This window comes from Maribacter orientalis (assembly GCF_900109345.1).
Classification (GTDB): domain Bacteria; phylum Bacteroidota; class Bacteroidia; order Flavobacteriales; family Flavobacteriaceae; genus Maribacter; species Maribacter orientalis.
In genome coordinates this window covers 507,099-529,592 of record NZ_FNZN01000001.1, presented here as the reverse complement: position 1 = coordinate 529,592, position 22,494 = coordinate 507,099, and the positions used below count along the sequence as shown (strand labels likewise).

The 22,494-nt window shown below is 34.0% G+C and carries 23 protein-coding genes; 15 read left to right on the top strand and 8 right to left on the bottom strand.

The genetic code is table 11. The annotated features are described in order from the left end of the window. The first annotated feature begins 8 nt into the window (after positions 1–8). The 5 genes from BMY56_RS02235 to BMY56_RS02215 all read left to right on the top strand — a co-directional run bounded on the left by BMY56_RS02235 (position 9) and on the right by BMY56_RS02215 (position 4,026). Positions 9–548 carry a DUF3124 domain-containing protein gene (locus BMY56_RS02235; protein ID WP_091619307.1) on the top strand — a complete coding sequence of 180 codons (540 nt, stop codon included), beginning with the start codon at positions 9–11 and terminating at the stop codon, positions 546–548. A 45-nt stretch (positions 549–593) separates the two neighbouring features. Next, a complete protein-coding gene (locus tag BMY56_RS02230) occupies positions 594–929 on the top strand; it encodes an avidin-fold protein (protein WP_091619305.1) in 336 nt (111 codons plus the stop codon). Positions 930–945: 16 nt separating this feature from the next. Beyond that, positions 946–1,752, top strand: coding sequence for an SDR family NAD(P)-dependent oxidoreductase (locus BMY56_RS02225; protein ID WP_091619303.1), 807 nt, complete (start codon positions 946–948; stop codon positions 1,750–1,752). 72 nt (positions 1,753–1,824) lie between these two features. Beyond that, positions 1,825–2,175 carry a ribose-5-phosphate isomerase gene (locus BMY56_RS02220; protein WP_091619301.1) on the top strand — a complete coding sequence of 117 codons (351 nt, stop codon included), beginning with the start codon at positions 1,825–1,827 and terminating at the stop codon, positions 2,173–2,175. Between the two features lie 222 nt (positions 2,176–2,397). Then, positions 2,398–4,026, top strand: coding sequence for a long-chain fatty acid--CoA ligase (locus tag BMY56_RS02215; protein WP_091619299.1), 1,629 nt, complete (start codon positions 2,398–2,400; stop codon positions 4,024–4,026). Between the two features lie 46 nt (positions 4,027–4,072). Here the strand turns inward: BMY56_RS02215 and carB are convergent, their stop codons facing one another. Together carB and rpmH are read right to left on the bottom strand one after the other, a co-directional pair. Continuing rightward, positions 4,073–6,925 (bottom strand): carbamoyl-phosphate synthase large subunit, encoded by a 2,853-nt coding sequence (carB, locus tag BMY56_RS02210; RefSeq protein WP_091619297.1) that lies wholly within the window; start codon positions 6,923–6,925, stop codon positions 4,073–4,075. 89 nt (positions 6,926–7,014) lie between these two features. Continuing rightward, a complete protein-coding gene (gene rpmH / locus BMY56_RS02205) occupies positions 7,015–7,182 on the bottom strand; it encodes a 50S ribosomal protein L34 (RefSeq protein WP_027067351.1) in 168 nt (55 codons plus the stop codon). A gap of 254 nt (positions 7,183–7,436) precedes the next feature. On the opposite strand from rpmH, the gene BMY56_RS02200 reads away from it, so the two are divergent. Beyond that, entirely contained in the window at positions 7,437–7,952 is a 516-nt protein-coding gene (locus BMY56_RS02200) for a hypothetical protein (protein ID WP_091619295.1), read from the top strand. Positions 7,953–7,954: 2 nt separating this feature from the next. On the opposite strand, the gene BMY56_RS02195 is transcribed toward BMY56_RS02200, so the two are convergent. Then, complete coding sequence (locus BMY56_RS02195; RefSeq protein WP_091619293.1) at positions 7,955–8,911, bottom strand: lytic transglycosylase domain-containing protein; 957 nt, start codon at positions 8,909–8,911, stop codon at positions 7,955–7,957. Positions 8,912–8,975: 64 nt separating this feature from the next. After that, entirely contained in the window at positions 8,976–9,638 is a 663-nt protein-coding gene (locus tag BMY56_RS02190) for an alpha/beta hydrolase (RefSeq protein ID WP_091619291.1), read from the bottom strand. A gap of 175 nt (positions 9,639–9,813) precedes the next feature. Between BMY56_RS02190 and BMY56_RS02185 the strand changes: the two genes are divergently transcribed. Further along, positions 9,814–10,110, top strand: a complete 297-nt coding sequence (locus BMY56_RS02185; RefSeq protein ID WP_091619289.1) for a GNAT family N-acetyltransferase — start codon at positions 9,814–9,816, stop codon at positions 10,108–10,110. Between the two features lie 34 nt (positions 10,111–10,144). Here the strand turns inward: BMY56_RS02185 and mtaB are convergent, their stop codons facing one another. From mtaB to BMY56_RS02170, 3 genes are all read right to left on the bottom strand, one after another. Then, complete coding sequence (mtaB, locus tag BMY56_RS02180) at positions 10,145–11,473, bottom strand: tRNA (N(6)-L-threonylcarbamoyladenosine(37)-C(2))-methylthiotransferase MtaB (protein ID WP_091619287.1); 1,329 nt, start codon at positions 11,471–11,473, stop codon at positions 10,145–10,147. A gap of 77 nt (positions 11,474–11,550) precedes the next feature. After that, positions 11,551–12,726 carry a GlmU family protein gene (locus BMY56_RS02175; protein WP_091619285.1) on the bottom strand — a complete coding sequence of 392 codons (1,176 nt, stop codon included), beginning with the start codon at positions 12,724–12,726 and terminating at the stop codon, positions 11,551–11,553. 151 nt (positions 12,727–12,877) lie between these two features. Continuing rightward, entirely contained in the window at positions 12,878–13,165 is a 288-nt protein-coding gene (locus BMY56_RS02170) for a type B 50S ribosomal protein L31 (protein ID WP_091619283.1), read from the bottom strand. Between the two features lie 192 nt (positions 13,166–13,357). Here BMY56_RS02170 and BMY56_RS02165 point away from each other — a divergent pair, with 192 nt between their 5' ends. The 7 genes from BMY56_RS02165 to BMY56_RS02135 all read left to right on the top strand — a co-directional run bounded on the left by BMY56_RS02165 (position 13,358) and on the right by BMY56_RS02135 (position 20,083). Continuing rightward, the gene (locus BMY56_RS02165; protein ID WP_091619281.1) at positions 13,358–13,885 is read left to right on the top strand and encodes a DUF4199 domain-containing protein; all 528 of its coding nucleotides are present in this window, start codon (positions 13,358–13,360) and stop codon (positions 13,883–13,885) included. A 47-nt stretch (positions 13,886–13,932) separates the two neighbouring features. Continuing rightward, a complete protein-coding gene (locus BMY56_RS02160) occupies positions 13,933–14,895 on the top strand; it encodes a glycosyltransferase family 2 protein (protein ID WP_091619279.1) in 963 nt (320 codons plus the stop codon). 37 nt (positions 14,896–14,932) lie between these two features. Next, positions 14,933–16,642: a phospho-sugar mutase gene (locus BMY56_RS02155; protein WP_091619277.1), complete on the top strand. Its 1,710-nt coding sequence runs from the start codon at positions 14,933–14,935 to the stop codon at positions 16,640–16,642. After that, complete coding sequence (locus BMY56_RS02150) at positions 16,642–18,468, top strand: ABC transporter ATP-binding protein (RefSeq protein WP_091619275.1); 1,827 nt, start codon at positions 16,642–16,644, stop codon at positions 18,466–18,468. The genes BMY56_RS02155 and BMY56_RS02150 overlap by 1 nt, the downstream gene beginning before the upstream one ends. A gap of 102 nt (positions 18,469–18,570) precedes the next feature. Next, positions 18,571–19,113, top strand: a complete 543-nt coding sequence (locus tag BMY56_RS02145; protein WP_091619273.1) for an RNA polymerase sigma factor — start codon at positions 18,571–18,573, stop codon at positions 19,111–19,113. Positions 19,114–19,146: 33 nt separating this feature from the next. Then, positions 19,147–19,653: a hypothetical protein gene (locus BMY56_RS02140; RefSeq protein ID WP_091619271.1), complete on the top strand. Its 507-nt coding sequence runs from the start codon at positions 19,147–19,149 to the stop codon at positions 19,651–19,653. Further along, positions 19,646–20,083 (top strand): hypothetical protein, encoded by a 438-nt coding sequence (locus BMY56_RS02135; RefSeq protein ID WP_091619268.1) that lies wholly within the window; start codon positions 19,646–19,648, stop codon positions 20,081–20,083. Before BMY56_RS02140 ends, BMY56_RS02135 begins: the two co-directional genes overlap by 8 nt. Before the next feature lies 1 nt (position 20,084). Here BMY56_RS02135 and BMY56_RS02130 read toward each other — a convergent pair whose 3' ends face one another. Further along, a complete protein-coding gene (locus BMY56_RS02130; protein ID WP_091619266.1) occupies positions 20,085–21,107 on the bottom strand; it encodes a WD40/YVTN/BNR-like repeat-containing protein in 1,023 nt (340 codons plus the stop codon). Positions 21,108–21,262: 155 nt separating this feature from the next. Here BMY56_RS02130 and BMY56_RS02125 point away from each other — a divergent pair, with 155 nt between their 5' ends. Next, positions 21,263–22,477 carry an RsmB/NOP family class I SAM-dependent RNA methyltransferase gene (locus BMY56_RS02125; protein ID WP_091619264.1) on the top strand — a complete coding sequence of 405 codons (1,215 nt, stop codon included), beginning with the start codon at positions 21,263–21,265 and terminating at the stop codon, positions 22,475–22,477. The last annotated feature ends 17 nt before the right edge of the window (positions 22,478–22,494 follow it).

Genomic DNA, 22,494 nt, shown 5'->3' with positions numbered 1-22,494 from the left:
ACTAAAGTTTGAATAAATCAAAAATTGTAGTATTTAGTGTTTGTTTATCGGTGTTATTTTTAACATTTCTTGGTTCTTGCAAGGACTTAAAGAATGAAGAAATACCTGTAGAAATACTCGACGAGCATATGCTTGACAGACGTGTAAATACAGCTATAGTAGATTCACTGATAAGACAGGTATATGTGCCAATCTATTCTGATATTTATAATCAGACTAGAGATACTAGAACAATGCTAACAGCTACCTTGAGTATTCGTAATACGAGTATTCGAGATAGTCTGTTCGTGAGTACAATTGATTATTATAATACCCAAGGCGATTTAGTGAGAAGCTATATAGATTCTCCTATCTACCTTAAACCAATGGAATCTATTGATTATGTTATAGAACAACAAGATAATTCTGGTGGTAGTGGCGCTAATTTTTTAATAGATTGGTATTCTAAAAAGCAATTAAATCCATTATTTCAAGCGGTAATGGTTGGTGGTTTAGGAGCGCAAGCATTCTCTTTCACGACAGATGGAATTGAGTTAGAACGAGAATAATCGAACTGCCTCATTCTTTGTAGCATCATATTTTACCCATCTCTAATGAATTACAATAACAAATATTTCAAACCAGTTCAAACCTCTATAAACGGAGAAACAACAGATGAAACTATTTTTCATTACAAGCAATCCGGCTCCATTATAACGGCTAATTACCAAGGAGGTAAAATCCTCAAAGGGCATTTAATAGGAATAGTAGATTCTGAAGGCCATATTAGTATGCGTTATCACCAAGTCAATACTAAAGGAGAACTGATGACAGGGGTATGTGAATCGACTCCTGAGGTACTTTCTAATAGTAAAATTAGACTTCACGAAGAATGGAAATGGACCTCAGGAGATTGTTCTCACGGAAAATCTATTGTGGAAGAGATTTAAAACAGCTGTTTAAATTATGAAAAACTTAAAAGACAAAATAGTATTAGTTACTGGTGGAGCTTCTGGTATTGGTGAAATCATGTGCCGATTGCTATTAGAACGGGGTGCAAGTATTATAATTTGGGATATTAACAGTGATAATTTAGAGAAATTAAGATTAAAGTATTCCTCATTAGGAAAGCTTACGATCATGAAAGTTGATGTTTCCAGTATTTCTGAAATTAATAACGCTGCCAAAGAAGTAATCAATAATTTTGGTGGCATAGATCTATTGATTAATAACGCAGGTATTATCGTAGGCAACTATTTTCATGAACATTCAGAAGCTGATATTACGAATACTTTGAATATTAATTCGAATGCACCGATATATATTACCCATGCTTTCATTAATAACATGTTATCTAAAAACTTTGGACATATATGCAATATTGCCTCTTCTGGCGGATTACTTTCTAACCCAAAAATGTCTGTTTATGTAGCTACTAAATGGTCACTAATAGGCTTTTCAGATAGTCTACGTTTGGAAATGGAACAGTTAAAGAAAAACATTAATGTTACTACAATAATGCCCTATTATATAAATACCGGTATGTTCAATGGGGTAAAGTCTAAAATTCCTATACTCGACCCAGAAACTACTGCTTTAACCATTATAAAGGCTATTGAAAAAAATAAAAAAATGGTTTCTATACCTGGGTATATTTATAGAGTTACTCGGTTTGCACAAGCCATTTTACCTATTTCAATTTTTGATTGGTTTACAGGAGATGTTTTAGGGGTTTACAAAACGATGGAAAATTTTACGGGTAGAAAAGGGTAAATTTCTATTTTGAATCTTAATTTAAAGGTAGTAAGTATATTTTACGCTTATCCCAAACAAATAAAATAGATTATGCCTAATTATAAATATTCGATTTACGTAATTGAATTATCTAAAAAGGTGTACTCTGAAAATAGAAAATTCAGGGAAGCTAACCCGCAATTTAATGGCGTTTTAGAATGTCTGTATGTAGGAATGACGAGTAAGGAACCCAAAGAACGTTTTGAGCAACATAAAAATGGTTCGCTTAGTAAAAAAGGACATAATCTATCTTCCTCAATTGTGTATAAATATGGCTTATACCTTCGTGGTAGTCTATACAATCATATCGGACCTATATCAACGAAAGCGGAAGCTTTAAAAATGGAAGAGCAATTAGCAATCGAGCTAAGAAGAAAAAGGTATGCTGTTTGGTTCAATTAAACTTCATAAACCTAGCTAGATTAAATTAATCTAACATAAGTCAGGTTATTATTCTGATAACCACAATGCGCTTTAGCGATATAGTTTTTATAATAATGGCAAGCATTATTAAATCATCGCCTTTGCGCTATCTTAATTGCTTAAAATAAATTTTAATTGAACCTCTTCATTAAATGACTAAATTTAAGCGACAAGCTTTTGCTTAACTTAAATACTCTTCATATGAACGGATTAATAATGGATTACCCACTTACCACAACTACTATTTTAAAGTATGCTAAAAGTGCTTTTCCTCATAAGAAGTTAATCTCATACTTACCCAATGGAGACCGACATGAGTATACTTATGATGAACTTGAAAAACGCTCATGCCAATTAGCAAATGCACTTAAAAACAAATTAGGAATTACCAAGGGTGATATGGTAGGTACTTTTGCTTGGAATCATTATCAACATGTAGAACTATACTACGGAATACCTGGTATCGGAGCTATATGCCATACTATAAATGTCCGATTGTCTTCTCAACAGACCGAATTCATTATCAATCATTCTGAAGACAAAGTAATTTTTGTAGATGCCACGTTAATTCCTTTACTAGAAAAAATAGCACCCAAATTAGAAACTGTAGAAAAGTATATCATCATAAACGCTCCAGAAAATTTTAGTACTACCCTTTTAAATATCATTCATTATGAAAATTTAATTGAAAATCAACTAGATACTATAGATTGGCCTATTCTTAGTGAAAACGATGCTTGTGGCATGTGTTACACAAGTGGAACCACAGGTATGCCAAAAGGCGTACTTTATTCCCATAGGTCAACTTACCTTCATGCTATGACTATTTTATCACCCAACGCAGGTAATTATAGCAATGACGATGTAATTCTATTAATAGTACCTCAATTCCATGTGATGGCATGGGGTTTTCCATATATGTGCCTTTTAACAGGTTCAGATATGGTAATGCCTTCATTACATCTACAACCTAAAGCGATAATAAAAATGTTGGAAAGCGAAAAGATAACCAAGGCTAACGGTGTTCCTTCCATTTGGATGGGTGTTTACGAGGAAATGAAACAGAACCCTCCAAGTAAAAAATTAGCACTAAAAGAGTACTTAGTTGGCGGTTCTGCATTACCAGCTAGTTTAATTGAGAATTTTGAAAATGATTTTGGTATAAGTGGTGTTCAAGCATGGGGAATGACCGAAACCTCACCCCTTGGTACCGCTAGTAGACTACAAAAAAAACACAAAGCGTTATCTCATAAAGAACAAATTAAAATACGAGCAAAACAAGGCATCGAATTTCCAGGTATCGAGATGCGAATTGTCGGGGACAATGGAAAGGTAGCCCCTCGTGACGGCAAAACCATGGGAGAGTTACAAGTGAAAGGTGCTTGGGTCATAAAATCATACTTTAAGACCAATAACAGAGATAATTTTACAGATGATGGTTGGTTTAGAACAGGAGATGTAAGCACTATTGATGCCGATGGATATATGGAAATTACAGACCGGACCAAAGATTTAATAAAAAGTGGGGGCGAATGGATTTCAAGTGTTGCGTTAGAATTAGCATTAATGGCACACCCTAAAATTAAGGAAGCAGCAGTAATAGCCATACCTGATAAAAAATGGTCTGAACGACCATTGGCGGCTATTGTTTTGACGGATAATTCTACGCCGATTTCTGATGATGAACTAAAAGAATTTTTATCATATGATTTTGCCAACTATCAAATTCCCGATAATTATGTGACCATAGATTTAGTACCGAAAACCAGTGTTGGAAAATTTGATAAGAAAGAAATTAGAAGACTATATGCAGAAGGAAAACTTAATTAAGTTCAAAGTTTTCCTTCTAGATATAATACTGGTCTAATAATTAGACTTATTTACTCAAATACATTTTACGTCTTGCATAAAGGTTGTAAAATTCATCATCTTTCAAGCTATCTATAAAGAGAATACTTTCTCCTGTACTCTTCATTTCTGGACCTAAATTCTTATTCACATTAGGAAACTTATTAAATGAGAAGACCGGCTGCTTAATAGCAAAGCCTTCAAGTTGAGGATTAAAAGTGAAATCTTTCACTTTCTTCTCTCCTAACATAACTTTAGTAGCATAATTTACATAAGGCTCTTTATATGCTTTTGCAATAAAAGGTACCGTACGTGAAGCTCTTGGATTTGCTTCAATTATATAAACCACTTCATTTTTTATCGCAAATTGAATATTGATAAGTCCCACTGTATTTAATGCCAATGCTATTTTCTTGGTATGATCCTTAATTTGCTGCATCACCAATTCCCCTAAGTTAAATGGTGGCAAAGTTGCATTAGAATCTCCTGAGTGAATACCACAAGGCTCAATATGCTCCATAATACCAATGATATAGACATCTTCACCGTCGCAAATAGCATCGGCTTCAGCTTCTATTGCCCCATCTAGATAATGATCAAGTAAGAGCTTGTTATTAGGTATTTTACGAAGCAGGTCCACAACATGTTCCTCAAGCTCTTCTTTGTTGATAACAATCTTCATTCCTTGGCCACCTAACACATAAGATGGTCTTACCAATAATGGGAAGTCTAACTCATCTGAAAGCGCCAATGCTTCCTCTGCTGTTTCAGCAACTCCAAATTGAGGGAATGGAATATCATTTTCCTGCAAAAGCTTTGAGAAACTGCCTCTATCTTCTGCCAAATCTAAAGACTCGAAACTAGTCCCTATTATTTTTATTCCATACTTAGATAACTTCTCAGCTAATTTAAGTGCCGTTTGACCACCTAGCTGAACAATGACACCTTCTGGTTTTTCATGACGAATAATATCATATATATGCTCCCAGAATACTGGTTCGAAGTACAACTTATCAGCCGTGTCAAAATCTGTTGATACCGTTTCTGGATTACAGTTAATCATAATAGTCTCATAGCCACATTCCGCAGCTGCCAAAACACCATGAACACAACAATAATCAAACTCAATACCTTGTCCTATTCTATTTGGTCCAGAACCTAATACTACAATCTTTTTCTTGTCGGTTACAATACTATCATTTTCAACATATCGAGTGCCATCAGGTTTTTCTATTTCTGCCTCAAATGTCGAATAATAATAAGGTGTCATCGCTTTAAACTCAGCGGCACAGGTATCTACTAATTTATAAACCCTATTTATATTAAGCTCTGTACGCTTATTATAAACTTCACTTTCATAGCAATCTAACATATGGGCTATTTGCCTGTCGGCAAATCCCTTTTGTTTTGCTTCAAGTAACAAATCTTTGGACAAGGTAGCAATGGTATATTTTGAAATTTCTTTCTCTAAGAAATGTAATTCCTCATATTGCTTAAGAAACCACATATCTATTTTAGTGATTTCATGAATTCTGCTCAATGGAATTCCCATTTGAATAGCATCATAAATTACAAAAACGCGGTCCCAACTTGGAATAGTTAGTTTACTAATTATTTGTTCATAATTCTTATACCCTTTACCATCTGCACCTAAGCCATTACGCTTAATTTCTAATGACTGAGTTGCTTTGTGTAATGCTTCTTGGAATGAACGACCAATACCCATTACTTCGCCAACAGATTTCATCTGTAGCCCTAAGGAACGATCAGACCCTTCGAATTTATCGAAGTTCCATCGTGGTATTTTTACAATTACATAATCTAAAGTCGGTTCGAATAATGCTGATGTAGATTTCGTAATCTGATTATCTAATTCATCTAAAGTATACCCAATTGCCAATTTGGTCGCTACTTTTGCAATAGGATATCCTGTGGCCTTAGAGGCTAAGGCCGATGACCTTGAAACTCGTGGATTTATCTCAATGGCTATAATATCTTCATTTTCATCTGGACTAACTGCAAATTGTACATTACATCCTCCTTCAAAATCTCCAATACTACGCATCATATGAATTGCCATATCGCGCATTTTCTGATACGTTCTATCCGATAGAGTCATTGCTGGTGCAACGGTTATTGAATCACCTGTATGAATACCCATAGGATCCATATTCTCAATCGCACAAATAATAACTACGTTATCATTTTTATCCCTTAGAAGCTCAAGTTCATATTCCTTCCAACCCATCAGGGCTTTATCAATCATAACTTCGTGAATTGGGGAAATTTCCAATCCATAGCTTAAAAGCTCATCAAAATCTTCTGGCTTATAAACGATAGAAGCTCCCGCCCCTCCTAAGGTATATGATGCTCTAATTACTAACGGGAAGCCAAATTCTTGTGCTATCTCTTTCCCTTTCAGAAAAGAAGTGGCAGTTGCCTGAGGTGCCATTCCAACGCCGATTTTTAGCATCAGTTCCCTAAACTGTTCTCTATCTTCTGTTATATTGATGGCATCGATATCTACACCAATCAATTCAACTCCAAAATCTTCCCAAATTCCCTTTTTATCAGCTTCTATACATAAGTTCAATGCAGTTTGACCACCCATGGTAGGTAAAACAGCATCAATTTGTGGATGAGCTTTTAAAATTTCTACAATTGATTTTGTAGTCAACGGTTTTAAATAAACATGATCCGCCATTGTCGGATCCGTCATTATTGTTGCTGGGTTACTATTGATTAATATAGTCTCTATACCATCTTCACGCAATGAGCGTAATGACTGACTACCTGCATAATCAAATTCACACGCCTGACCTATCACTATTGGGCCAGATCCTATTAATAAAATTGATTTTAAATCTTTTCTTTTTGGCATTTTTGAACTGTGTATTTTGGGAATTGGTCAAAAAAAAGGTGCTACTTTCAGAAAAGTAACACCTATATATTTTAAAAACTATGCAATCATTATTTTTTATGTCTTGTTTCAGAGGAAACAGTCAATTTCTTTCTTCCTTTTGCTCTTCTTCTTGCAAGAACCTTTCTACCATTTACGGAAGCCATACGCTCACGAAAACCATGTTTGTTCTTTCTTTTTCTTTTTGACGGCTGATATGTTCTTTTTTGTCCGGGCATCTCTTAAACCTTTTCTATTATATTTGATATTTTACAGAATCCTCTGTGAAACTGGGCGCAAATATACAAAGAGTTTTTTCTTTGGCAAGGGTTATGAAAAAAAATTTTTTTATTAATCCGTACGTCTGAAAACCTAGCTTTTAACTAATTTTGCCAGAATTACAATTAAACGCTATAGTTGCTTATTTCAATAGAGTTTCTATAACCTTAAGTATTTCACTACATTTTTTCAATCAGATATAAATATACATTATATGTTCAATAAAAATTTAAAATTGGTTATCGCAGGACTAATAATAGCCTTTGCTATCTATCAATTTATAGAAGGTAACATTGGAAATGGCATTTCTCTTATACTTTTATCCACGATTTTTATCTTTCTTTATTTTAGAAATGAAATTATTCTTTTAGCATTTTTAAGAATGCGAAAGCAAGATTTAAACGGTACAAAAAATTGGTTAGATAAAATCAAGAACCCAAAAGCAGCTTTAACTGTAAAACAACAAGGTTATTACAATTACCTACATGGCATCATTTTTTCTCAAACCAACTTAACACAAGCAGAGAAGTATTTCAAAAAGGCATTGAAATTAGGTCTTACAATGGATTATGATGTGGCCATGGCTAAACTTAGCCTTGCTGGTATCGCCATGCAAAAGCGTCGCAAAAGAGAAGCTACCACGTTATTGAACGAAGCTAAAAAATTAGATAAGAATAATATGTTGACTGATCAAATTAAGATGATGCAGCAACAAATGAAAAAGATATAAATCTATTTCGTTTCTCGGTAATAACCTTTATTAGGAATTTCAACTGTGTATTTTTTACCAGAACCATTGTTTAAATGTGGTTCTCGCAACCATGGATTATGGCGTTTTAAAATCTTGTAATTGATCTCATATTGTTGTGCGAAATCTGCAAAGTCGCTAACTGGCTTGTCGATTTCAACTGTAAAGGTAGGTACGGCTTCGTACATATCTTCTTTCTCGATATGAAAACCATACTTTTCAGGATTAGCTAAAATCTCTTTGATAGCCATAATTCTAAACACATATCTACCTGTTTCATCACCCAACAACAAATCCCAATAATTATCAACTTGCTGAATACCCATATATTTATTAATTGCTCCTGGCCCTGCATTGTATGATGCAGCTGTTAAAGCCCAACTTCCATATTTTTCTTTCCATTTATTCAAATACTTACAAGCTACTTCAGTTGACTTTTCCAAATGATAACGTTCATCGACATTTGAATTTACCTCAAGACCATATTCTCTGCCTGTTTCTCTCATAATTTGCCAAAATCCTGTAGCTCCTGCAGGTGAAACAACGTTTGTTAAACCACTTTCAGCAACCGCTAAATATTTAAAATCATCAGGAATTCCGTTTTTAGCAAGTATAGGCTCAATAATCGGGAAAAATTTATGTGCTCTTTTCATTAATAACAAAGCATTCGATTGCCAGTAAGTATTGACCAAAAACTCACGATCAACACGCTCCATAATTTCTGGATCCTCTTGAGGAACAACTTCGCCTGCAAAATTTAAATTCTCAGGTATATCTATTGACGAGATTTTATAGGATTTAGCCACATTTTTTTGAACACTATCATTAACAACTGTATTATTACTTACAGAAACAGCATCAGTACTCTGAACTGCAAATATTAATGTTCCCGCAACAAATACTACTCCTAACAGCATCAATATATTCTTAATGATTTTCATGACTTATATTTTTTAAATTATCTCTTCCTTTATTCTTACAACCAAAGGTATATATACAACTTTCTTATTCCAAAATAATTGTTGATAAGTTCTCGTTAAACCATTTAGCACGATGTATTATCATGGTATGTGTTCCATTTGCCACCGGTAAACAATCGGTAATATTAGAAATTGGAAAAACGTTATCTTTTTCACCATGTATATGCACTAAATTGTCGCAAGGTTTTTCACATTCCCAATTCACTAATTGATCAATACACCAATCTATATAACTTTTATCTCGAATTGATAAGTATCGTTCATATAATGATAGTCTTTTGGTAACACTTTCCCCAAAGGCATATTTAGCTAACAACTCAACATTACTTATCAACCCAGTTGGTAGTAATTTATGCACCTTGGTGTAACGCGCAAACAACATTCGTTTTGGAAGTTCATATCGAGTTTTAACGCTTGATATTATTATCACTTTTCTTACAATAACAAAATTTGACATTTCCTGTACTAAAAGTCCGCCTAAGGAAACCCCCAACAATACAACATTCTCATGCACTATATTTGAGCACATATTTTGCGCATATTCCGTAAAGGAAATACCAACAATAGGTATTGTCCATTCCAAAAAATGAAGTTCAAATCTATCCGGTGGAAGATTAATATACTCAAAAATAGCAGAACTAGCTGCCATACCAGGCATACAATACACATGAATTCTATTATCAATCATAGTTATGAAACGTAGTAAAAGCTAGGAAATTAGGGATTTTTTAACTACTTTTGGAATAGAATGAAAATCACCTAGCAATATTAGGCAATAATATTTAGAGCATTTCAATCACGACAAATTACGATATGAGAACATCGTAATTTTTTTGTCTAGTAGCAACACTAAAATAATCTATATGAACGATGTTATTATTAAAGACAATTCTTTTCTGCGCCAATTTGAAACTACAGTAAACGGGCATCTAGCAAGAATAGAATACTCTTCTCAAGAACGTAAAGTGTTCCTTACAAAACTAGTAGTTCCTGAAGAGATTACAGATGAAAATTTTAGAGAAAATTTCATCAAAGCCGTTCTAAGTACAATTCAAGAAAGAAACCTTAGAGTTGTTCCAACAAGTCCACACATTGCAGGATTTTTAAGAAAAAATCGATTACAGTACAAAGAAATGTTACCTATCGGTATTCGAATCTAAAAAATTAAAAAGCCTTTCATTTGAAAGGCTTTTTTTATACTTCTATTGTCTCTTTTGAAAAGTCAAATCTGACCAAACCATCTTTATCTATTTCTTTGAGTTTCACCTTATGAAGCGAATTCACCAATTCAGGATTCCAAGGAGTTTTAACTTTCACGTAATTCTCCGTAAAGCCATTAATATACCCCGCTTTATTTTCACTTTCAAACAATACTGTCAACTCATTGCCTAATTGACTTTCATAAAAAGATCTTCTTTTCTTCACAGAAAGGCCGCGTAACATTTTACTTCTTTTATTTCTAACTTTAATCGGCACTACCCCATCCATTGTAGCCGCCGGCGTATTATCCCTTTCTGAATACGTAAAAACATGTAAGTAGGATATATCTAAATCATTCAGAAAATGATAGGTCTCTAAAAAATGCTCCTCGGTCTCACCAGGAAACCCGACGATGACATCAACACCTATGCAGCAATTTGGCATTACTTCTCTAATTTTCGAAACACGTTCTTGGTATAAATTGGTCATATACCTTCGCTTCATCAATTTTAGTAATGAATCACTCCCGCTTTGCAAGGGTATATGAAAATGTGGAACAAAAGTTTTGCTTTGCGCTACGAATTCTATAGTCTCATTCTTTAAAAGATTAGGTTCTATCGAAGATATTCGTAAGCGATGAATTCCTTCTACTTCATCTAAAGCTTCTACTAAATCTAAAAAGGTATGTTCGTGCTTTTTATTTCCAAATTCACCCTTACCATAATCACCAATATTAACACCCGTTAAAACGATTTCCTTAATGCCTTGTGCAGAAATATCAGCAGCATTTTTCAAAACATTATTCAAAGTATCACTTCTAGAGATACCTCGAGCCAGTGGAATTGTACAATAGGTACATTTATAATCACAACCATCTTGTACCTTTAAAAATGCCCTAGTTCTATCGCCAATTGCATAACTACCAACATAAAAATCGGCATCGGCAATTTCACAAGAGTGTACCTTACCATGGTCATTCTTAGTAAGGTCATTGATATAATCGGTAATCTTAAATTTTTCAGTAGCACCTAGAACTAAATCTACACCATCAACATCAGCTAGCTCTTCTGGTTTCAGTTGTGCATAGCAACCAACAGCAGCTACAAAAGCATCAGGATTTATTTTTTGTGCCTTTTTTACAATGGTCTTGAATTTCTTATCTGCATTATCGGTTACCGAACAGGTATTAATAACATACATATCGGCCTTTTCTGAAAAATCGACACGGTCAAAACCCTCATCTGCAAAACTACGGGCTATTGTTGAAGTTTCTGAAAAATTCAACTTACATCCTAACGTGTAAAAAGCCACCTTTTTCTTCATCTAATCTTTTTTTTGAAAGCACAAAAGTACTCAAACTTCATTAGGCCTAAAAAGACCCAACCAATTGAATTACTGTTTTAATATTTTCTCCATTTTTTAGTTATTTCAAAAACTTGGGTTAGTATGTTCGCCTCAACTTCATCAAACTCTACTCCTCTTCTTGCCATCATAACCCTAGCTGCCTCAAAAGCCTTCTCTGGCAAATAAGCCGTAAATCCAGATGCACCACCCCAACTAAAACTAGGAATAAAATTTCTAGGGAACCCTGGCACATAAATATTCGAATTTACCCCAATTACCGTTCCTGTATTAAACATAGTATTAATTGCTGTCTTACTATGATCACCCATCATAAGCCCGCAAAATTGCAAACCAGTTTGTTCAAAACGTTCTGTTGCATAGTCCCACAATCGAACTTTAGCGTAATTATTTTTAAGGTTAGAATTATTTGAATCCGCACCTATGTTACACCACTCACCTAATACTGCATTACCTAAATAACCTTCATGGCCTTTACTAGAATACCCGAAAATTACCGAGTTACTAATCTCACCACACACTTTACTATATGGTCCTATTGTATTTGCACCATAAAGTTTACCTCCCATTTTCACAATCGCATGTTCACAAAGTGCCAAACCACCTCTAATTAAGCTTCCTTCCCAAATTTCAGAGTCTTTCCCTAAATAAATGGGTCCGTCGGTAGCATTCAATATGCTGAATTCAACTTTTGCCCCTTCTTCAAGAAATATTCGCTCTGGATGTATTAAATGATTGGTCTTAGAAATTGGCTGACTAGTTCTTCCATTAGTAATAAAATTAAAATCGGACTGCAGAATTTCAGCATTTTTATCAAAAATATCCCATGTATTTTTAATCTGCAGAAAATCACCAGTAAATTCAATTATATTGAACTCATTTATTTTTTCTGAGCTTTTTGGTTCATCGCTAGAATATGCTAACACAAGCTCATTCGACATTAACTTATCACCTTTTTGCAATGAATGAACCGCCTTCACCAATTCAACAGTAGGTAAAACCGATGCATCTATAAATACATTAACATCTTCTAAACGAATTGGATATTTAACACTTAAATAATCTTCGGTAAATGAAGAGGTGGAAACTTTTAAAAAGGCGTCCCAACGTTCCCGCAATGTCATAATGCCTACACGAATTTCAGCAACTGGCCTAGTAAAGGTGAAGGGTAATAAATGATTCCTACGTGGACCATCAAAAAGAATATAGTTCATACAAGACAATTTTTATCAAAATTAACAAATATCTCTAGAGCACATATATTTTATGGCTAAGCATCCTCAAAATCAAGTTGAATAAAAAAAAGAAACGCCCTCGAATATTTTCGAGGGCGTTATATTCTATGAAAGAATAGAAACTAAAATACTACTTCTCTTCTTCTTTATCTTCTTCTACTTTATCTTCCTTAACAAATTTCTTGTACTTGTTCTTAAACTTATCGATACGACCTGCAGTATCCAAGAATTTAGCTTTACCAGTGTAAAAAGGGTGAGAAGTTCTTGAAATCTCCAATTTTACCAATGGATACTCAACACCTTCAACCTCTAAAGTCTCTTTAGTGTCTGCTGTTGATTTTGTTAAAAATACTTCTTCATTGGACATGTCCTTAAAGGCTACTATCCTATAATTTTCTGGGTGTATATCTTTTCTCATTTTAAAAACTTTAACGCACCCATTCCGACGGGCACTCATTTTAAGGGTGCAAATTTAGTAAAAATCTACAAATTTACTATCAGAAACATCAAAAAATATAAAAATAATATTTCGTCACATTTGTAACAATGTCTTATATTAACATACTAATAAGAAAATCAACCTTTATTTAAACTTTAATCAATAAATATCATGGAAGAAAATCTACCTAAAACAGGAAAATTTGCAAGAAATTATGGCATTATTTTAGGTTTACTTACTGTCGTTTTTGCGATAATGTTATATATAGCCGGTCTCCAATATGAACAGAGTATTGCTCTTTTTGCTGTAAATTTAAGCATTATGATAGGGGTTATCATGTTTGGTATTTATAAATTTCGAGAGGCTAACGGAAATATATTAACTATTAGCGAGGCTATAAAAGTTGGTATTGGAATTTCACTAATTGGAGCTATTATAGGTATTGTTTATCAAATGATATTTATAAATTTAATTGAACCAGATTTCATGGCTAACATGATGGAAGCTCAAAAAATGGAAATGATTACACAAAATCCAAATATGAGTCAAGAAGAAATAGACAAAGCAGTTTCTATGATGGAGAAATTTTCTGGACCTTTCTTAAGTGCTGCTATTGGTTTAATCGGAGGCCTATTTCTGGGCCTAATAATTTCATTTATCGGCGGCTTAATTTTGAAAAAAGAAGAAGCCGCTTATTAATACCTAAGTAATTGTAGTATTTTTGGAAGCAACACCAGAAGTCTCACATGCAATTATCAATAGTAATTCCATTACTTAACGAAGAAGAGTCACTTAAAGAACTTCATGATTGGATTGTATCCGTAATGCAATCCAATCATTTTTCTTATGAAATACTATTTGTAGATGATGGTAGTACTGATAAATCTTGGGATATAATTACCGAATTATCAAAAAACAATTCATCCGTTAAAGGAATTCATTTTTTACGGAACTTTGGAAAATCACAAGCATTGCATGCTGGTTTTAAAGCCGTAAGCGGTGATGTAATCATTACCATGGATGCTGATCTACAAGACAATCCTGAAGAAATACCAGAGCTCTACCATATGATTGCCATAGAGGGATATGAATTGGTTTCTGGATGGAAAAAGAAGCGATATGATTCTATCATTTTCAAGAACACACCTTCAAAATTATTTAATTGGGCAGCAAGAAAAACTTCAGGCGTTCGTTTACATGATTTTAATTGTGGTCTAAAAGCATATGCTAAGGGTGTTGTCAAAAACATTGAGGTTTCTGGTGAAATGCATAGATACATACCCGTACTGGCGAAAAACGCTGGTTTTTCAAAAATTGGAGAAAAAGTCGTTAAACATCAGGCACGTAAGTATGGTAAAACTAAATTCGGAATGGAGCGTTTTATTAATGGCTTTCTAGATTTACTGACTATTTGGTTTGTATCTAGATTCGGTAAACGCCCCATGCACCTTTTCGGCGCATTGGGTGTATTAATGTTTTTAATCGGATTCGGATTTGCCATCTATTTAGGAATAGATAAATTATTTATTAATCCATTTGGGAGATTGATTACAGATCGACCACAATTCTTTATATCACTAATAGCCATGGTAATAGGAACGCAATTATTCTTAGCTGGTTTTCTAGGTGAAATATTAATCCGTTCAAAAAAGGAAGAAAAAAGGTATATTGTGTCGGAAGAAATCAATACCACTCTTTCAGAAAAGTAAAATTCTCATTAACTTAATAGCATAAAAACTCTACCATATGGATAATATCCTCGATACTGCCAAAACCTGGCTAACCGATTTTTTTGACCCAGCAGTTAAAAAAGAAGTTGAATATCTTATTGCAAACGATCAAGAAGAACTTAAAGACCGTTTTTACAAAAATATGGAATTCGGCACTGGTGGTATGCGAGGTGTCATGGGTGTTGGCACAAACCGGATTAACAAATACACTTTAGGAAAAAGCACACAAGGTCTAAGTAATTATCTTAACAAAGTCTATAAAGATGGGGAAATCAAAGTTGTAATTGCTTTCGATTGTCGCCATAATAGTGATACTCTTGCTCGAACGGTAGCAGAAGTTTTCTCTGCAAATAATATTAAAGTATACCTTTTCTCTGATTTGCGTACAACACCAGAACTTTCATTTGCGGTTAGGTACTTAAAATGTCATGCCGGTATTGTATTAACGGCATCGCATAACCCACCTGAATATAATGGATACAAAGTGTACTGGACAGATGGCGGACAAATTGTTCCACCTCAGGATGGTGCAATTATAGCTGAGATCAATTCACTTGATTTTGAAGATATTAAATTTAAAGCAAATGAAGATCTTATTCAAGTTATTGATAAAGAAGTAGATGAAGCCTTTATTGAACAATCTGTTCAAAATGGGAACTTTAACGCCGATGGGAAAGATGATTTTAAGATTGTTTTCACATCACTCCATGGAACTTCAATTACAGCCATACCAGAAGTACTTAAACGAGCTGGGTATAAAAATGTAACTATTATAGAAGAACAGGCTAAACCAGACGGTAACTTCCCTACGGTGAAATCGCCAAATCCTGAAGAACCAGAAGCATTATCTATGGCTGTTAAAAAGGCTGAAGAAATTGGCGCAGACATGGTTGTCGGTACTGATCCTGATAGTGACCGTTTAGGAATTGCGGTTCGTAATCTTGACGGTAAAATGGAAATTGTTAATGGTAACCAGGCAATGGTGCTTATGACAAAATTTCTTTTGGACAAAAAGAAAGCTAAAGGATTTAAAGGTAATGAGTTTATAGCCACAACAATTGTTTCTACCCCAATGATGGAAGAAATGGCGAAGGCTTATGGAGTTGAGTTTAAAACTGCCTTGACCGGATTCAAATGGATTGGTAAAATGATAAAAGATTTTCCACAATCTAAATTTGTTGGTGGTGGCGAGGAAAGTTTTGGATATATGGTAGGTGATTTTGTTCGTGATAAAGATGCGGTCACCTCTACCCTATTAGCATGTGAAATTGCCAGCCAAGCAAAAGCCAACGGAAGTTTTTTTTATAAAGACCTAATTCAATGCTACGTTGATTATGGTTTCTACAAAGAGCATTTAGTATCTATAACAAAAAAAGGTATTAGCGGAGCTGAAGAAATAAAGCAAATGCTGAAAGATTTTAAAGAAAACCCAGTGGAATCTGTTGCGGGTTCTAAGGTTAAATGGATAGAAGATTATAATACTTCAACCGCCAAAAATGTGCTGACAGGTGAAGAGAAAATTATTGACATCCCAAAATCTAACGTTTTAATTTATGAAACCGAAGATGGAACAAGAATCGCAGCTAGGCCAAGTGGTACCGAACCTAAAGTGAAATTTTATATTAGCACTAATACAAAACTGGATAAAGCAGAGAATTATAAAAAAGTTTCGGCTGAACTTGATGCAAAAATCAAAAATATACTTGCTGAGCTTAAATTAGGTTAATGGATTATTTCAAGAAGATTCTTCGCTTTGCGAAGCCTTATCGTAAATACGGTTATTTAAATATTTTCTTTAATATACTTTATGCCTTGTTTAGTGCACTTTCTTTCGCTGCACTGATTCCTATGTTAGATGTATTGTTTGATAAAACCAGAAAGGTTTTTGAAGAACCGAAATATACTGATATTGGCCATCTTAAAGATTACTTACAGGAATACATCAATTATAGGGTTACTGCATATTCTGGAGATGATGAGATGAAAGGCTTAGTTTTGGTTATTGGACTAATTCTCATCTTATTCTTATTAAAGAATCTGTTTAATTACCTAGCCATGTATTTCATAACTTTTTTACGTAATGGTGTACTTAAAGATATTAGAAATAAGCTTTATAAAAAGGTTGTCGAACTACCGATTTCCTATTACTCAGAAAAACGAAAGGGAGATGTTATTGCAAGAATCACTTCAGATGTTTTAGAAATTCAACATTCCTTTCTATCTGTTTTAGAACTTATTGTAAGAGAGCCATTGACGATATTTTTTACAATTATTATCATGTTTGGTATTAGCACTAAATTAACCTTGTTTGTATTTTTATTCATCCCGGTTGCTGGTATGATTATTAGCCGAATTGGTAAATCTCTTAAGAAAAAATCTGATGATGTACAAAGAGAGCAAGGTGAATTCTTATCCATTATTGAGGAAACTCTTGGCGGACTTCGAGTAATAAAAGCATTTAATTCAGAATCACGATTTTACAAAACGTTTTCTGAATCAACCAAACGCTTTTTCAACTACAGCAACATACTGCTTAACCGACAGAATTTGGCTTCACCAACGGGTGAATTTTTAGGTATTTTAGTTATAGGTATTTTGTTATGGTTTGGTGGTAAAATGGTTTTAGTAGATGGAACTTTAGATGCCTCATCCTTTATTGCTTACATGGGACTGGCATATAATATTTTGACTCCTGCGAAAGCAATTAGTAAAGCTTCTTACGGAGTTAAAAAAGGTAATGCTGCTGCTGAACGTGTTTTAGAAATCTTGGAGACTGAAAATCCTATTTCAGAAATTGATAATCCGATTGAACAAACTTTATTCAAAAGCGAAATAAACCTTCGAAATATTTCTTTTAAGTATGAGGATGAATTTGTGCTCAAGAATTTTAATTTAACCGTTAAAAAAGGAAATACAGTTGCTTTAGTAGGACAATCTGGGAGTGGGAAAAGTACCATTGCTAATCTAGTTACACGTTTTTACGACGTTAATGAAGGTGACATTAGTATCGATGGCAACAATATTAAGAATCTTAGTAAGAAATCACTTCGCGGTTTGTTAGGTCTCGTAACCCAAGATTCCATCCTGTTTAATGATACTGTAAAAAATAATATTGGTTTAGGTAAGGAACATGCCACCGAAGAAGAAATTATTGAAGCTGCAAAAATAGCCAACGCACACGATTTCATAATAAGTTTACCTAAAGGTTATGAAACCAATATAGGTGACAGTGGCAACAAATTAAGTGGCGGACAAAAGCAGCGTTTATCTATCGCGAGAGCAGTATTAAAGAACCCTCCAATCATGATTCTGGATGAAGCAACTTCTGCCTTAGATACGGAAAGCGAAAGATTAGTACAAGATGCATTAGAAAAAATGATGCAGAATAGAACGTCAATCGTTATTGCGCATCGCCTATCTACCATTCAAAATGCCGATACCATTGTGGTGCTTCATAAAGGTGAAATTGTAGAGCAAGGTACTCATGTAGAGCTTTTAGATTTAAATGGAAAATATAAAAAATTAGTTCAAATGCAGTCATTAGGTTCTTAATCTTCATTTTTTTGCACTCCTAATTATAGCTTAAACTTTGTTAAAAGATTAAACCTTTGGCTAACTTTATCGTCTAACCACCTAAATAAACCTCAATTCAAATTGATTGTAGAGGAAGCACTAGTACAAGATTTAAAAACCAAGAACACACAAGCGCAAGCGTTTAAAATATTGGTTAACACTTACAAAGAACGTTTGTATTGGCAAATTCGTGGTATAGTATTAAATCATGATGATGCAGATGATGTTCTGCAAAATACCTTTATTAAAATTTACAAAAACATTGATGGGTTTGAGGGAGACAGTAAACTCTTTTCTTGGATGTATCGAATTGCTACCAATGAAGCCTTAAGTTTCATAAAACAAAGAGCAAAATTACAAGGGATAACCGATATAGATTATCAAGAGAAATTAGTCTCTAATTTACAAGCAGACGTTTATTTTGAGGGTGATCAAATTCAATTAAAGCTTCAACAAGCAATAGCCACCTTACCAGAGAAACAGAAACTCGTATTTAACATGAAATATTTTCAGGAATTAAAATATGAAGAAATTTCAGAAATATTAGACACTTCGGTAGGTGGCCTAAAAGCTTCTTATCACTTAGCAGTTAAAAAAGTGGAACAGTATTTGAAAACAGATTAAACCTTTTATGTCTTTGAAAGTCAAATTAGTATCATGAAAAAGAATATCAAAAATCCGTTTAAAACTCCTCAAAACTATTTCGATAGTTTTGAAGATAAATTAATGGATAAATTATCAACTAAAGAATCAGTTATGCCGAAGGCTAGAGGATTTACAGTTCCTGATAACTATTTTGATACGTTTAATGATAAGTTGACCAGTAAACTTAATAAAGAAACTAAAGTAATACCTCTTTATCCTATAAAGAAAATCATGGCCATTGCCGCATCTATTGCTGCTATTGCCATAATCTTTTTGGGTTATAATTGGAATAGAACAGAAGAACTGAGCATTAGTGATTTAGCAAATACCGACATAGAAGCCTATTTCGAAAACAATGAATTTGATTTAACATCTTATGAGATTGCTGAAGTACTTCCCTTTACAGATACTGAATTTTCGAATATGTTGAATTCATCCATAGAAAATGAAAACATTTTAGATTATTTAAGTGACAATACGAATGATTTTGAAGAACTAAATTTACAAGAAAATGAATAAGTATATACTATCACTATTTATGCTTTTTACCGCTATATCGTTTGGCCAGCACAAAAAAGATTGGGAAAAAATAAAATCCTTAAAAGTGGCATATATTACGGAGAAATTGTCTTTGGACAGCAAAGAAGCTCAAAAATTCTGGCCTATCTACAATGAGTATGAAGAAAAAAGGCATGCGTTAATTCGTAAAGAACATAGCCAAATAAAAGATAAGCTTGAGAATAGTGACGATTTATCCGAAGAAGATGCTAAAAAATTATTGACACTTAAGATTTCTATCGAAGAAGATGAAGAAGAATTGGACAAAGCATTTTTAATAAAGGTTAGTAAGGTTACATCTTCCAAAAAAGCATTGTTATTGTTAAAAGCGGAAGAAGATTTTAAGCGTGACCTAATTAAGCAATACCGTCATAATAAAGGTGGCAAATAGTTTATTTAAAAACTAGCTTTGAAATTCTATTTTTACCTGCTGCATAGGCTACGGAATCATTTTGAAATCGTAGGGTATAAAAGGAATCTTGAGATAATTCCTTCCAATTCAAACCCATATCCGAAGAATAGGAAATACCCTTAAAACCCACAGCTACCATACCTTTTCCGCTAGACCCAGGTACAAATTGAATACAACTCTTATAACCTGGGGCATTACCATCGGCTAATAGTTCCCAAGTTTTTCCGCCATCTTTAGTTATTGCCTTATTTGCTGAGGCATTATTAGGATTTGTATAATCACCGCCTATCACAACTCCTAACTGATTATCATAAAAATCAATAGAATAAATTCCCTCGGTAGGCTCATTACTACGTAAAGGAGTTGTATAAACATCCCACTTCTTACCCTTATCTGAAGAATAAAGTATACGACCGCTTGTGGTCGCTACCCAAATTTCATCTCCAACAGTAACTATGTTCGTATTACTGGCAGCAAATGCTCCCTCACCTTCTATACCTGCAGGCAATTGCGAACAAGGTATTTTAGACCATGTTGTGCCACCGTCCGAAGTTATGATAATACTTAAACATCCATCTACAGAATCTCCAACTGCAATACCGTCTTTATCATTCAAAAAGGTCAAAGCATCATAAAAAACTCCCTCTCCCTCTTCTTTATAGACAAGCTCCATTCTCCCATTTCCTCCTGTTTTGTATAACAAAGCCGGCGTACCGACCGATAACATAAAGAAATCTGATGAGGTATGTGCCACCGCCCTAAATTCAGGTATAACGACATGATACTTTTGTATATTAGCGCGTACTTTACCTGTACTTAAATCTACTGTACCAAAGGTTCCTTTATTTGCTGCAAAGGCCAAGCTATTACCCATAATCTCTATCGCTCTGATACTTAACGAATCAGTATAAATATCACTTACAGCAACAGAAGTGAAATTAATAGGCTTTACATTCTTAGAACATGAAACCATTAGAACAATAATTAGAAAGGCATATCGCATAGTGAAAGGTATAAAGTTCATCAAAAATAAATGGAATCACTTCTAAAACAATACCTTTGCAGCCACAAATTTTGAGGACTACCGCCATTTTACAATAGATAGTATATCAAGTAACGGCAATAATCTTCTAGCCAAGTAAATTAATATCACTTTAAATGAAATTACACAGAAATCTGGTGTTTGCCGTAATTGACGCATTAAACCTCATATTCAATGAAAATGAGTACGCCGATAAAGTCGTTCAAAAAGTACTTCGGTTCGACAAACGATGGGGAGCACGTGATCGTGGCTTTATCGCAGAAACGACCTATGAAATGGTTCGTTATAAAAGATTATATGCCGAAATAGCAGAGGTAAAAGCACCTTTCAGCAGACCAGATTTATTTCGTATGTGGGCTGTTTGGGCTGTACTTAAAGGAATTAATTTACCTGATTGGAAGCAAATTGAACCAACGCCTGAAAGAAGAATCAAAGGAAAATTTGATGAACTTTCACAAATAAGAAAGTTCAGAGAAGCAATTCCTGATTGGATTGATGAATTAGGAGAAAAAGCATTGGGCGATAAGTTATGGACAGAAGAAATTGCTAAACTTAATGAGCCAGCCGAAGTCATCTTACGTACCAATACTTTAAGAACGACTAAAGAAGAATTACGTAAGGCATTATTAGATGAAAATATTGTTGCAGAACCTATAAGGGGTTACGCTTCTGCTTTAAAACTTGTGGAAAGAGCAAATGTTTTTGTAACTGAAGCCTTTAAAAAAGGGATGTTCGAGGTTCAAGATGCATCTTCTCAATTGGTTGCAGAGTTTTTAGATATTGAACCAGGGCAAAGAGTTGTAGATACTTGTGCAGGTGCTGGTGGTAAATCATTACACTTGGCTGCCTTAATGGAAAATAAAGGCCAATTGATTTCTATGGATATTTACGGAAGTAAATTGAAGGAATTAAAAAGACGCGCCAGACGTAACGGAGCTCATAATATTGAAGTACGTGAAATCGATTCTTCTAAGGTTTACAAAAAGTTATATGGCAGTGCCGATAGAGTTTTAATAGATGCCCCCTGTACAGGATTAGGTGTCTTAAGAAGGAATCCTGATTCTAAGTGGAAAATGCAACCGGAATTTCTTGATAAAATTGTAAAAACACAACAGGAAATTCTTAGGAATTATAGTAAAATAGTTAAACCTGGCGGAAAAATGGTTTATGCAACTTGCTCTATTCTACCGCAAGAAAACAGTAATCAAGTAAAATCATTTTTAAGTTCTGAGGAAGGAAAAGATTTTAAATTAGTGAAGGACAAAAAAATATATGCCTCAAAAAGTGGCTATGACGGCTTCTTTATGGCCTTATTAGAAAAGAGTATCTAAACATAATAATTTAGTAT